Source organism: Methylobacterium oryzae, assembly GCF_036441375.1.
Classification (GTDB): Bacteria; Pseudomonadota; Alphaproteobacteria; order Rhizobiales; family Beijerinckiaceae; genus Methylobacterium; species Methylobacterium oryzae_A.
Genome location: NZ_MLCA01000010.1, coordinates 527,195 through 540,383 on the forward strand (window position 1 = coordinate 527,195; position 13,189 = coordinate 540,383).

Sequence of the window (13,189 nt, forward strand, 5' to 3'; positions counted from 1 at the left end):
ATGTCCGACATCGATCCTGTACACGCCTCCGCGGCCGAGCTGGCCCGGGCGATGCAAGCCCGGACCCTCTCGCCGGTCGACGCCGTCGACGCCCTGCTCGGGCGAATCGAGCGGCTGGAGCCGAAGCTCCAGGCCTTCACGGAGGTCTTCGCCGCCGACGCACGCCTCGCCGCCGAGGGGGCCGACCGGGCGATCCGGTCCGGCCACGCCGTGGGGCCGCTCCACGGCGTCCCGGTCGTGCTCAAGGACCTGATCGACCTGGAGGGCCGGATCACCATGGGCGGCTCGGCCGCCCACCGGGCGCGCCGGGCCGAGCGCACCGCGACGATCGCCCGGCGCCTCATCGGCCAGGGCATGATCGTGCTCGGCAAGACCCACACGGTCGAGTTCGCCTACGGCGGCTGGGGCACGAACCAGCATCTCGGCACGCCGTGGAATCCCTGGGATCCGGAGACGCCGCGCACCCCCGGCGGGTCGAGCAGCGGCACCGGCGTGTCGGTGGCGGCCCGGATGGCGCCCTGGGGCATCGGCACCGATACCGGCGGATCGGTGCGCCTGCCGGCCTCCTTCTGCGGGCTGACGGGGCTCAAGGTGACGGTCGGGCGGGTCTCGACCTGGGGGATCGTGCCGCTCTCCACGACCCTCGACACGCCCGGGCCGCTGGCCCGCACCGTCGAGGACACCGCGCTGCTCTACGAGGCGATCTCCGGCCCCGATCCCCGCGATCCGACGACGCGCGGGGTCCAGCCGGACGCGCCCTGGCCGGCGCTGAACCACGGCGTCCGCGGGCTGCGCCTCGGCCGGATGCCGGCCTCGGAGCGGGACGGGGTCGCCCCCGACATGCTGGCCGCCTACGACGCGGCCCTCGATCTCCTGGCCGGTCAGGGCGCCGAGATCGTCGACGTCGCCCTGCCGTTCCGGTTCAGCGACTGCGTGGCCATGAGCCAGATCACCAACGCGGAGGCCTACTTCGTCAACGGGGCCCTGGCGGAGGATCCGTCCGCACAGCTCGGCGACGCCGTCCGGGCGCGGATCCTGGCCGGCGCGAGCGTCTCGGCCCAGGAGTATCTCGGCACGCTCCACCGCCGGGCCGCGATGAAGCAGCAGTACGACGTTGCCCTCGCGGGCATCGACGCCCTCCTAACGCCGACCACGGAGAGCGCGGCCGTCGCGCTCGACGCCGTCGACGAGGCGCACCTGCCGTCGCGCTTCACACGGTTCGGCAACCTGCTCGACCTCTGCGCCCTGGCGCTGCCGAACGGCTTCACCGCGTCCGGGCTGCCGCTCTCGCTGCAGATCGTCTGCCGCGCTTACGAGGAGACGACGGCCCTGCGGATCGGACAGGCCTACCAGCGCGCGACCGATTGGCACCTGCGCCGACCGCCGGTGTGAGTGCCAGGGGCGTTCGGGGGCGCCCCGCCGGATCGATCATCGCCTGACCGGTCGGCGCGGTCGACAGACGACGCGCCGGCCGCACCGCGGATCAGGGATCGAACAGACCCCAGATCCAGACGACATGAAGCGAGACCGCTTTCTCGACTCGGATCAGCGCCCTGAACCCAAACGACGCGAGAGCGCGACACGCGGCGACACCGGGGAACGCGCTCATCGGGGCGGGATCCTCGGTGACGGGACCGCACCGCCAGCTGGCCCAAGAGCAAGCAAGAACGCGTAAGAGCAGGCGAGTCGAGCGAGCAGAGACCGAGGGCGACGCCCGCCGGTTGCGCCGGCTCCCGGGGCATCGCGCAGCTGTCTTGCCGAGACGAACGTCCCATGCGCGCGCCCGAGCCGCGGAGATCCGCACGATCCTGTACGGCCGCAGCTTACGCCCCCTCAACGGAGAAGACCGCTCGCGCCGACGGTCCAAAATTCCCCTTCCAGGCCGGTCCGGAACCCGCGCCGGGCCGCCCGTTCAGACGGCCGGTGCCTGCCCCGAGACGACGACTCCGAGGGTGTCGAGGAGCGACGACCGGGCCCGGCTCACCCGGCTCTTCACGGTGCCGACCTGACAGCCGAGCATGACCGCCGCCTCCTCGTAGGTGTGGCCCTCCGCGCCCACCAGCAGCAGCGCCTGACGCTGCGCCGAGGGCAGGTCGCCCAGACGCTCCCACACGACCTTAAGGGTGCTGGCATCCTCCTGGTCGGACGGGCTGGTCATCTGACCGGCATGCGTCCCGTCCACATCCTCCACCTCGCGCCGCGTCTTGCGCAGGTCGGTGTAGAACTGGTTGCGCAGGATCGTGAAAAGCCACGCGGTGAAGTTGGTGCCAGGCCGGAAACGCTCCTGGTTGGCCCAGGCCTTCACGAAGGTCTCCTGCACCAAGTCGTCGGCCCGGCTCACGTCGCCCACGAGCGACAGGGCGAAGGTGCGCAGGGCCGGAAGGGCCTTGATGATGTCACCGCGGAAGTCGAAGGGGACCGTATCGCCGTGCGCGGTGACCGCCGCCTCGAAGCGGGACACCAGCGCCGCGAGCTGCGCCGGCAGGGGCTCCTGCTCGACGACCTGGAAATACTCCCGGATCGGCAGGGCGAGGTGCTGGCCGATGGCTGCGGCGTAACCGATTTCGTCCCGGGCGCCGGCATGTGCATCCGCATCTGACCGGTCCGCAGCGTCCTCCGTCATGAACGTTTCCGCCTCCGAGGCTGGCATACTGGAATAGCTCTAACGTCGGTAGCGGTGAAATTCTGAACCGATGCCAAACGCTCCCGAATGTGACAGGAAATTTAGGCAGAGCGTCCGGGGTAACAACGCCGCCCGGATCCGCGCGCCCCGGGCTGGCAAGGCCGCCCCGGGCGATGCAGAGTGCGGGCAGTCAGGAGAGCGGGATGAGTCACGATCACGCGCAGCACGAGCATGATCACCACGATCATCACCACGGCAGCGACTTGTCGCCGGTCGAGGCCCGGGTCCGCGCCCTGGAATCCCTGCTCACCGAGAAGGGCTACGTCGACCCGGCGGCCCTCGATGCCCTTGTCGAACTCTACGAGACCAAGGTCGGTCCGCACGCGGGCGCCCGCGTCGTGGCGCGGGCCTGGACCGATCCCGCCTTCCGGGCGCGGCTCCTCGCCGACGCCACGCCGGCCATCGCCGAACTGGGGATCGGCGGTCGCGGCGGCGAACACATGGTGGTGGTCGAGAACACGCCGGAGACCCACAACCTCGTCGTCTGCACCCTGTGCTCCTGCTACCCCTGGCCGGTGCTGGGCCTGCCCCCGGTCTGGTACAAGGCGCCGCCCTACCGGGCCCGGGCGGTGATCGACCCGCGCGGCGTGCTCGCCGAGTTCGGGGTGACGCTGCCGGAAACCACCCGCATCACGGTCTGGGACTCGACGGCCGAGACCCGCTACATGGTCCTGCCGATGCGGCCGACGGAGACGGACGGCCTCTCCGAGGAGGCACTGGCCGCCCTCGTCACGCGCGATTCCATGATCGGCACGGGCCTGCCCAAGGCGATCCCGGTCTCGCCCGCGGAGATGCCGGTATGAACGGAGCCCAGGATCTCGGCGGCGCGCACGGCTTCGGGCCGGTGGTGCCGGAGCCGGACGAGCCGGTCTTCCACGCCGATTGGGAGCGCCGCGTCTTCGCCATGGCGATGGCCATGGGCTACACGGGCGCCTGGAACCTCGACGGCAGCCGGGCCAACCGCGAATCCCTACCGCCCGCGGAATACCTCGCGTCGAGCTACTACGAGATCTGGCTGAAGGCGCTGGAGAAGCAGGTCGCCGCGACCGGGCTGGCGACACCGGCCGAGATGGCGAGCGGCCGATCCGCGGAGCCGGCCAAGCCCGTCGCGCGGGTCCTGGCCCGCGAGGGTCTGGAACAGCGCTTCAGGGCCGGCTTCCCGAGCAGCCGCGCCACCGATGCCCCGGCGCGCTTCGCGGTGAACGACGCCGTCCAGGCGCGCAATTTCCACCCGACCGGCCACACGCGGCTGCCGCGCTACGTGCGCGGCAAGCGCGGCCGGATCGTGCGCGTCGACGGGATCTTCGTCTTCCCCGACACCAACGCCTACGGGTCGGGCGAGCACCCGACCTGGCTCTACACGGTCGCCTTCACGGCGCAGGAACTGTGGGGTGAGAGCGGCGACCCGGGCGGCATCGTCACGGTGGCGGCCTTCGAACCGTATCTGGACCCCGCGTGACCGCGCCGTCGCCCAGCCCCTTCGCGGCGCCCTGGGAGGCGCAGGTCTTCGCCCTGGTGGTCTCCCTGCGCGAATCCGGGCTGTTCACGTGGTCGGAATGGGCGGACCGCCTCGGCCGCCAGATCCGCCCCACCGAGGCCCCCGAGCAGGCGGCCGATTACGGCGCGTGGCTCGCGACGCTCGAAGCACTCTTGGCCGAGCGCGGCGTGGCGGGCCCCGAGAGCGTGGCGGCGCGGACCGAGGCCTTCCTGCGGGCCGCCGAGGCGACGCCGCACGGCCAGCCGATCCGCCTGGAGAACGACCCGCTCTACCGGCCCTGAACCCGCAGGCTGTCGAGCGGCACCGGCGCCGCGTGCGACCGGCCGCTCATCAGCTGGTCGAGCAGCGCCAGGACCTCGGGCCGCCCGCAATTGCGCGCGGGCTCGAAGGGCGTCCAGGTCTGGATAAAGTCGAGGCGCTCGAACACGTCGCGGTAGCGGCGCAGCTCGCTCGGTGTGAGCGGCACCCCGCGCACGAAGGCCTTGTGGGCCGAGATCGTGGTGGCCCGGCGGAAATCCGCGGGGTCGAGCTCGAATTTCAGCGCGTCGCCGCAGAAGCAGATCTTCCGCGCCCGGTCGTATAGCACCGCGTGGCCGTCGAAATGGCCGGCGGTGCGGTGCAGCTCGAGGCCGGGCAGCGGCTCGAGGAAATCGTCGTAGGGCCAGCTCACCTGGAGCGCGGCGCTCCAGGTGAAGTCGGCCGCCGGCAGGCACAGTTCCGGGTCGAACCGGTCCTGGAGCTGCGGCAGCGCCCCGTAGGAATGCGGGTGCGAGGCCGAGAGGACGGTCATCCCGCCGAGCCGCTCGATCTGGTCGAGGGCGGCCTCGCTGAAGACCGGGCAGCCCTCGAAGCCCATATTCCCCTGCTCGGTCTGAATCAGGTAGGCGGACGGCCCGATGCCGGAGACCGGCTCGTTCCAGAAGCGCCAGACGCCGGGCTCCAGCTCCTGCCAGTGGCAGGGAAAGGCGTCCTGCGCCTCGCGGGCGGTGCGGAAGCGCCAGCCGTCCTGCGGCACGACGTGCCGGGCGTCGAGGCACATCGGGCAGGCGGCCGGCGCCTCGAAATGCCGCTGCCAGAAACCGCAATTGTCGCAGGTATAGGCGGGCAGCTTCAGGGCGCCCGCGAAGGGCAGATAGCCGGGCATCGTCGTAGACCTTTATGGGGGCGGCGCGAGTGATACGGCCCCAGTTGAACTCGCCGTCTCCGTCCTCGCGAGCGTCGCGAAGCGACCCAGGGCAGCGGGCGTTCTCCGAGCGGAGCGCCACCGTGGATTGCTTCGCTCCGCTCGCAACGACGGTGGCAAGCCTATCAATTGGCGCGGGCTCAACAGCCGTCAGGTCCGCCCGGGCAGACGGCGCGCCGACCGGGCGGCGTGGACGGTGCCGGCGAGGCCGACGAGGGCCAGCCCGACGAGCCCGCCGACCACGACGTCGCGGGTTCGGCTCGTGACGAACTCTCCGCGGCTCGCCTTGGTCCGGCCGATGAAGCGCCCGTCGATCCCGACCGGGCCGGGCACGGATTCGTAGAGGTTGCCGTCCATCTCGGGGATGGTCTCGTCGGAAAGCTGCGCCGCCCACATGGAGGCGGCCTTGCGGTCGGCAAGCGCCGGCGCCAGCGCCTGGGCGGCCGCCATCATCACCGACGACCGCCCGACCCAGACCTCGCGGCGCGGGTGCTCGACCGCGTACAGGATCGCCTCGGCGCAGAGCCGCGGGTCGAAGACCGGATCCGGCGCGTACTGGCGATGCCCGGTGCGATTGCGCGCCCAGTTGAACTGAGGCGTGTTGACCGCCGGCAGGTAGACCACGCTGAGGCTGACATCGACCCGGTCGTGCAGCAGCTCGCAGCGCAGGGCGTCGGTGAAGCCCGAGACCGCGAACTTCGCCGCGCAGTAGGGCGCCTGCAGCGGCGCCGCCCGGATCGCGAGACCGGACGAGACCTGGATGATCGCGCCGCGGTTGCGCCGCTTCATGAAGCGCAGGGCGGCGAGCGTCCCGTAGACCTGGCTGAGATAGGTGGTCTCGGTCACCCGCCGGTACTCGTCCGGGGTGATCCGGTCGGCCGGATTCACCACGGTCGACATGGCGTTGTTCACCCACGCGCGGATCGGGCCGAGTTCGCGCTCCACCCGCTCGGCCGCCGCGTCGACGGCCTGCGACTCGGCGACGTCGGCACTGATCGCCAGCACCGGCTGGCCGTAGGCGGCGAGCGCCCGCTCGGCGGCGGCGAGACGGCCGGGATCCCGCGCGATCACCGCCACCGACCAGCCGCGCGCGGCGAATCCATGCGCGGTGGCGAGCCCGATTCCGGCCGTGCCCCCGGTAACGACCGCAACCCGTGCCATGCCCACCTCATTCTCGAGAGACCGAACCGGCAACACGGAGCGGCGCGCTCGGTTGCGCCGCCGGACCGGGCCGCAACGTCACGGGGATGCCGATTCCGCGGTCCGGGACGCAACGTCCGACGGTGCCCGCTGTTGACTGGCTGTACCGCGTCATGCCGAACCACCGAGGGTCGAAGCCATGCGCACTGGACGACACTTCTCGCTACTCTCGCTGCCGATCGATCCCTGGCCGCAGGCGTCCCTGGCCGAGCGGACCGCCGTCGGGATGGTCCTGACCGGCCTGCTGCTCGTGCCGGCCTGCGCGGTCGGGGCCGTGCTCCTCGTGATTTCGGCGGTCGCGGCCCACGTCTACTGGTCCTACGATCTCGGCGCCGCCCTGCACACGTTCATCGCCCGGCACGCCGGGGCCGCCGTCGCGCGGCGAGGCCGCCACGGCCACAAGGCCTGACGGCGTCGATCGACGGCCGAGCGGCGCGGCGGCAAGCGGTGCCGGTCCGCACGGCTCGACGCCGCGAGGCCCGTGATCCCTGTGCGTTCGCCTCGGTCCGATTTGACCTGACCGTCTCTCGTGGGCCAGTCAGGTTCGGAACCGAGAGATCGCCATGTTCCGTACCCTGATGACTGCGCGGCGCTTCGCGCCGCTGTTCTGGTGCCAGTTCTTCTCGGCGTTCAACGACAATTTCCTCAAGAACGCGCTCGCCTTCCTGATCCTGTTCGGGATCGGCGGTCAGGCAGATGCCCATGCCGGCGTGCTGGTGACTCTGGCGAGCGCGGTGTTCATCGGGCCGTTCTTCATCCTGTCGGGTCTCGGCGGCCAGTGGGCCGACCGCTACGACAAGGCGCTCATGGCGCGGCGGCTCAAGTTCGCCGAGATCTTCGCGGCCGGCACCGCCGTGCTCGGCTTCCTCCTGCACTCGATCCCGGTGCTGTTCGTGGCGCTGGGCCTGTTCGGGACGATCGCGGCGCTGTTCGGCCCGATCAAGTACGGGATCCTGCCGGACCATCTCCGGCGCGAGGAGCTGCCCGCCGGCAACGCCCTCGTGGAGGCCGCGACCTTCCTGGCGATCCTGCTGGGCACGATCGCGGCCGGCGCGGCCTCGGCGATGGGCGGCTCGGGCCTCCTGTTCGGCGTCCTGGTGATGGGCTTCGCGATCCTGTGCTGGCTCTCGGCCCGGATGATCCCGGCGACCGGGGAGGGTGCCCCGGACCTGCGCGTCGACCCGAACGTCGCCCGCTCGACCTACGCGCTGCTGCGCGACCTCTGGGCCGACACGCGGCTGTGGCGGGGCTCTCTCACCGTGAGCTGGTTCTGGCTGGTCGGCGTGGTGGTGCTGTCGCTGCTGCCGGTGCTGGTGCGGGGCGCCTTCAACGGCACCGAGACGGTGATCACGCTGCTTCTGGCGCTGTTCTCGATCGGCATCGCGGTCGGGTCCGGCCTCGCCTCGTGGCTCGCCAGCGGCCGGATCGTGCTGCTGCCGACCCCGGTCGGCGCGGTGCTGATGGGCCTGTTCGGCCTCGACCTCGCCTGGACGGTCGGCCACCTGCCGGCACCGCCGGCCGAGCCGATCGGCCCCCTCGGCTTCCTGCAGACCGGCCACGGGCTGCGCACCGGGATCGACTTCCTCGGACTGGCGATCTCCGGCGGCCTCTACATCGTCCCGTCCTTCGCGGCCGTGCAGGCCTGGGCCGAGAAGGCGATGCGCGCGCGGATCATCGGTGCGGTCAACGTCATGACGGCGGCCTTCATGGTCGCCGGCACCCTGGCGCTCGCGGCGCTGCAGGGCGCGGGCCTCACGATCGCGAGCCTCCTCGCCGTGGTCGCGGTGCTGAACCTGATCGTGGGTGCGGTCGTATTCGCGACCCTGCCGACCAGCCCGTTCCGCGACGCCCTGTCGATCCTGTTCCGGGCCTTCTACCGGCTCGAGGTCCGCGGCTTCGACAATCTCGCGGCGGCCGGGCCGAACGCCATCGTGGCGCTCAACCACGTCTCGTTCCTCGACGCGCCGCTCGCCCTGTCGCTCCTCGATCAGGAGCCGGTCTTCGCCATCGACAGCGGGATCGCCCAGCGCTGGTGGGTCCGGCCGTTCCTGCGCGTCACCAAGGCGATGCCTCTCGACCCGACCCGGCCGCTCGCCACCCGGACGCTGATCAACGCGGTCAAGGGCGGCGAGACCCTGATCATCTTCCCCGAGGGCCGGCTCACGGTCACCGGCAGCCTGATGAAGGTCTATGACGGCGCCGGGCTGATCGCCGACAAGTCCGGCGCGATGGTCGTGCCGGTGAAGCTCGACGGCCTGGAGCGCACCGCCTTCTCGCGGCTGTCGCGCGGGCAGGTGCGCCGGCGCTGGTGGCCCAAGGTGACCGTGACGGTGATGCCGCCGGTGCGCCTCACGGTGGATCCCGCGCTCAAGGGCAAGGCGCGGCGGCAGGCGGCGGGCGCGGCTCTCTACGGGATCATGTCGGACCTCGTGTTCCGCACCGCCGACATCGACCGCGGCCTGATGGCGGCGCTGATCGAGGCGGGCGAGCGCCACGGCTGGGGCCGCAACGCCCTGGAAGATCCGGTCGGCGGCCGCCTCAGCTACAGCCGGCTCGTGATGGGCGCCAACATCCTCGGCCGCAAGCTCATGCCGCTGGCGCCGGTGGGCGGTCGGATCGGCGTCATGCTGCCGAACGCCAACGGCGCCGCGGTGACGCTGTTCGCCCTCGCCTCCGCCGGCCGGGTGCCGGCGATGATCAATTTTTCCGCGGGCCCCGCCAACGTGCTCTCGGCCTGCCGGGCGGCGGAGGTCAGCAAGATCCTGACCTCGCGGGCCTTCATCGAGAAGGGGCGGCTGGGGCCGCTCGTGGAGGCGATCCGCGGCTCGGTCGAGCTGATCTACCTGGAGGACGTGCGGGCCGGGATCACGACAGGGGACAAGATCCAGGGTTTCCTCGCACCGCGCCGCCCTCTGGTGGCACGCTCCGGGGAGGATCCAGGCGCGGTGCTGTTCACGTCCGGTAGCGAGGGCACCCCCAAGGGTGTGGTGCTCGCCAACCGCTGCATGCTCGCCAACGTGGCGCAGGTGGCGGCCCGGATCGACTTCGGACCGATGGACAAGGTGTTCAACGTGCTGCCGGTGTTCCACGCCTTCGGCCTGACGGCCGGGCTGGTCCTGCCCCTGGTCTCGGGGGTGCCGGTCTACCTCTACCCGTCGCCGCTGCACTACCGGATCGTGCCGGAGCTGATCTACGGATCGAACAGCACCGTCCTGTTCGGGACCGACACGTTCCTGACGGGCTACGCCCGGTCGGCCCATTCCTACGACCTGCGCTCGCTGCGCTACGTCGTGGCCGGCGCCGAGGCTGTGAAGGAGACCACCCGGAAGACATGGGCGGAGAAGTTCGGGCTGCGCATCCTCGAGGGCTACGGCGTCACCGAGTGCGGGCCGGTCGTCGCCCTCAACACGCCGATGTTCAACCGGTTCGGCACCGTCGGGCGGATCCTGCCGGGCATCGACACCCGTCTCGATCCGGTTCCGGGGATCGACGAGGGCGGCCGCCTGTCCCTGCGCGGGCCGAACATCATGCTAGGCTATCTGCGCGCCGAGAAGCCCGGGGTTCTGGAGCCGCCGCCGGGAGGCTGGCACGACACCGGTGACATCGTGGCGATCGACGCGATGGGCTTCGTCACCATCAAGGGCCGGGCCAAGCGCTTCGCGAAGATCGCGGGCGAGATGGTGTCGCTCGCCGGCATCGAGGCGCTGGCCGCCGAACTCTGGCCCGACCGCCCGAGCGCGGTGGCGGCGGTGCCGGACCCGCGCAAGGGCGAGCGGCTGATCCTGTTCACGCAGGAGAAGGGCGCGACCCGGGCCGCCTACCAGGGCTTCGCCAAGGGCCGCGGCGCCTCCGACGTCGCGATCCCCGCCGAGGTGGTGGCGCTGGACGCGATCCCGATGCTCGGCACCGGCAAGGTCGACCAAGTGGCCGTCACCAAGCTCGCGCTGGACCGGGCGAAGGAGAACGCGGCGGCCTGACGGTCATGACCCCGCGCCCCGCGTCACCCAAACGGGGGATGCGGGACTTCCCGGGATGCGATCGTATCGCGAATACAGCCGTGATTCGAAACGCTTGACGCGTTCCGGGCGCGGGTCTGGAGGGGGACTCGGGCGCAACGGCGAGGGACAGATCATGCAGAAGAGCGGGCGAGTTCCGGCTTGGCTGGCGAGGCGGACCTACTTCAAGCGGATCGAGCGCTGGGCGAAGCCCGGAAAGGCGCGCGCCGCGGCGCAGACCCCTGAGACCTCCGCCGTCCCGACGCCCTCCAACGTCGTGCCCTTCCCGATCCGGGTGAACCGTCCGGAGCGCGCCGCCTTCGAGGATCTGAGGGACGTCGGCACGGCCTAGAGGCCGGCCGCGGCCGAGCCGCCGACCCGAGACACCGATTGCTTCCGGGGGCTTGCCGGCGGCGCGGGAACACGGAATCCTGCGCCGTCGGAGCCGAGACCGGGAGGACGCGTGCCGCACGACGGGTCGGATACGCGCGGACCCGCGACTTCGCGGGGGCGGTCCGGGGGCCTGCGACGGGCGCTCGGAGCCGCGGCGCTCGGGCTGGGTTTCCTGCTGGGCCTCATGGGAGTCGCTGCCGGTGCGCTCTGGCGCTACGCCGCCGCGCTGCCCCCCCTCGACCTCGCCGGTGCCGAATCGCGCTCCACGGTGGTGCTGGACCGGTCCGGCACATTGCTGCGGCCCTTCGCGACCGCGGACGGGCGCTGGCGCCTGCCGGTCACCGCGGAGGCGGTCGATCCGCGCTACCGGGCGATGCTGCTCGCCTACGAGGATCGCCGCTTCGCCGACCATCCCGGCATCGACCCGGCCGCCGTGCTGCGCGCCGCCCTCCAGTGGCTGACCCGCGGCCGCATCGTGTCCGGCGCCTCCACCCTGTCGATGCAGGTGGCGCGCCTCGTCGAGCCGCGGCGCGCGCGTTCGGTCGAGGCCAAGCTCCGCCAGATGGTGCGGGCGGTCGCGCTGGAGCGGCGCCTCGGGAAGTCCGGGCTGCTCGATCTCTACCTGGCGCTGGCCCCCTACGGCGGCCCGCTCGAGGGCGTGCGGGCGGCGAGCGTCGCGTATTTCGGGCGCGAGCCCGTCCGGCTGACCGCCGCGCAGGCGGCCCTGCTCGTCGCCCTGCCGCAATCGCCCGAGACGCGCCGCCCGGACCGGTTCCCCGAGCGCGCCCGCGCCGCCCGCGACCGGGTCCTCGCGGTGGCCGTCGCGCGGGGCATCCTCACTCCGGCAGAGGCCGAAGCCGCCCGGGCCGAACCGGTGCCGACCGCGCGCAAGCCGTTCCCGATGCTCGCGGCGCACGCCGCCGAGGAGGCGGTGGCGGCCGATCCCGGGGCCTCCACGATCCGCCTCGCGATCGACGGGCGCCTGCAGGAGCGGCTGGAAGCTCTGGCGGCCGAGCGCGCCGCCGCCGCCGGTCCGGACCTCTCGGCCGCGATCCTCGTCCTCGACAACCGCGACGGGCGGGTCCTCGCCCAGGTCGGCAGCGCCGGCTACCTGGACCCGTCCCGGCGCGGCGCCATCGACATGACCCTGGCGGTGCGCTCCCCCGGCTCCGCGCTGAAGCCCTTCGTCTACGCGATGGCCTTCGCGGACGGTCTGGCGCATCCCGAGACCCTGCTGGAGGATCGTCCGGCGCGCTTCTCGGCGAGCTACGCGCCTGAGAATTTCGACCTGACCTTCCAGGGCACGGTCACGGCCCGACGGGCCCTGCAGCTCTCGCTCAACGTGCCGGCGGTCGAACTGATGGATGCGGTGGGCCCCGCGCGGTTCATCGCACGGCTGCGCGCCGCCGGGGCCGGGATCCAGCTCCCGCGGGAGGCGGCCCCGGGGCTGCCGGTCGCGCTCGGCGGCCTCGGCATCACGGTTACCGATCTCGCCCGTCTCTACGCCGGACTGGCCCGCGGCGGTGCCGTTCCGGAACTGCTGCGTCGCGCCGACGGGGTCGTGGCCGAATCCCGGCACCGCGTCGCGGAGCCCGTGGCGGCCTGGTACGTCGCCGACATCCTGCGCGGGACGCCGCCGCCGGACAACGCCCTGCCGAATCGCATCGCCTACAAGACCGGCACCTCCTACGGGTACCGCGACGCCTGGGCGGCCGGCTTCGACCGTCACGCGACGATCGTCGTCTGGGCCGGGCGGCCGGACGGCGCCGCGGTGCCGGGACTCGTGGGCCGCACGGTCGCGGCGCCGATCCTGTTCGACGCCTTCGCGCGCCTCGGGATCGAGCCCGAGCCGGTCCCCCAGCCGCGGGACGCGCTGGTCGTCGGGACGGGGAGCCTGCCGCCGCCGCTGCGGCACCTGCGCCGCGAGGCGGCCGAGGCCGCGGGCCCGGCCCTGCGGATCGCCTACCCGCCGGACGGGGCGCGGATCGATCTCGGCCTCGCGGCGGACGGGCACGGCGCCGCGGAGGGCAGCCCGGGCCTCGCCCTCAAGGCCCTGGGCGGCGTGCCGCCGCTCACCTGGCTGGTCGACGGTCAGCCGGTCGTCCAGTCGCCGCGGCGCCGGGCCGAGTGGGCCCCGGGCGGCGCCGGCTTCGCCCGGATCTCGGTCCTGGACGCGACCGGCGCCAGCGACAGCGTGTCCGTCCGGCTCGAGTGAGTGCCGTCGCCGCGCTTGCCGG

11 protein-coding genes are annotated in these 13,189 nt (G+C 72.4%); 8 read left to right on the top strand and 3 right to left on the bottom strand.

The window, feature by feature from the left end:
* The gene (locus MOTC310_RS20920) at positions 1-1,392 is read left to right on the top strand and encodes an amidase (RefSeq protein ID WP_331303155.1); all 1,392 of its coding nucleotides are present in this window, start codon (positions 1-3) and stop codon (positions 1,390-1,392) included.
* 520 nt (positions 1,393-1,912) lie between these two features.
* Here MOTC310_RS20920 and MOTC310_RS20925 read toward each other — a convergent pair.
* On the bottom strand, positions 1,913-2,623 hold the full coding sequence (locus MOTC310_RS20925; protein WP_331290968.1) for a sigma-70 family RNA polymerase sigma factor: 711 nt from the start codon (positions 2,621-2,623) through the stop codon (positions 1,913-1,915).
* Between the two features lie 203 nt (positions 2,624-2,826).
* Here MOTC310_RS20925 and nthA point away from each other — a divergent pair, with 203 nt between their 5' ends.
* From nthA to MOTC310_RS20940, 3 genes are read left to right on the top strand one after another with little or no spacing between them, the layout of a single operon-like run.
* A complete protein-coding gene (gene nthA, locus MOTC310_RS20930) occupies positions 2,827-3,486 on the top strand; it encodes a nitrile hydratase subunit alpha (RefSeq protein ID WP_331303156.1) in 660 nt (219 codons plus the stop codon).
* The gene (gene nthB, locus MOTC310_RS20935; RefSeq protein ID WP_331303157.1) at positions 3,483-4,142 is read left to right on the top strand and encodes a nitrile hydratase subunit beta; all 660 of its coding nucleotides are present in this window, start codon (positions 3,483-3,485) and stop codon (positions 4,140-4,142) included. The genes nthA and nthB overlap by 4 nt, the downstream gene beginning before the upstream one ends.
* Positions 4,139-4,462 carry a nitrile hydratase accessory protein gene (locus MOTC310_RS20940; protein WP_056525624.1) on the top strand — a complete coding sequence of 108 codons (324 nt, stop codon included), beginning with the start codon at positions 4,139-4,141 and terminating at the stop codon, positions 4,460-4,462. The genes nthB and MOTC310_RS20940 overlap by 4 nt, the downstream gene beginning before the upstream one ends.
* Here MOTC310_RS20940 and MOTC310_RS20945 read toward each other — a convergent pair.
* Both MOTC310_RS20945 and MOTC310_RS20950 read right to left on the bottom strand, forming a co-directional pair.
* Positions 4,450-5,325, bottom strand: coding sequence for an MBL fold metallo-hydrolase (locus MOTC310_RS20945; RefSeq protein WP_331303158.1), 876 nt, complete (start codon positions 5,323-5,325; stop codon positions 4,450-4,452). The genes MOTC310_RS20940 and MOTC310_RS20945 overlap by 13 nt on opposite strands.
* Before the next feature lie 189 nt (positions 5,326-5,514).
* Entirely contained in the window at positions 5,515-6,525 is a 1,011-nt protein-coding gene (locus MOTC310_RS20950) for an SDR family oxidoreductase (protein WP_331303159.1), read from the bottom strand.
* Between the two features lie 178 nt (positions 6,526-6,703).
* Between MOTC310_RS20950 and MOTC310_RS20955 the strand changes: the two genes are divergently transcribed.
* The 4 genes from MOTC310_RS20955 (at position 6,704) to pbpC (ending at position 13,167) form a co-directional block, all read left to right on the top strand.
* Positions 6,704-6,973, top strand: coding sequence for a hypothetical protein (locus MOTC310_RS20955; protein WP_331303160.1), 270 nt, complete (start codon positions 6,704-6,706; stop codon positions 6,971-6,973).
* 154 nt (positions 6,974-7,127) lie between these two features.
* On the top strand, positions 7,128-10,541 hold the full coding sequence (locus MOTC310_RS20960) for an acyl-[ACP]--phospholipid O-acyltransferase (RefSeq protein WP_331290975.1): 3,414 nt from the start codon (positions 7,128-7,130) through the stop codon (positions 10,539-10,541).
* Between the two features lie 154 nt (positions 10,542-10,695).
* Positions 10,696-10,911 carry a hypothetical protein gene (locus tag MOTC310_RS20965; protein WP_331303161.1) on the top strand — a complete coding sequence of 72 codons (216 nt, stop codon included), beginning with the start codon at positions 10,696-10,698 and terminating at the stop codon, positions 10,909-10,911.
* Positions 10,912-11,136: 225 nt separating this feature from the next.
* A complete protein-coding gene (pbpC, locus tag MOTC310_RS20970) occupies positions 11,137-13,167 on the top strand; it encodes a penicillin-binding protein 1C (RefSeq protein ID WP_331303162.1) in 2,031 nt (676 codons plus the stop codon).
* Positions 13,168-13,189: the final 22 nt, after the last annotated feature.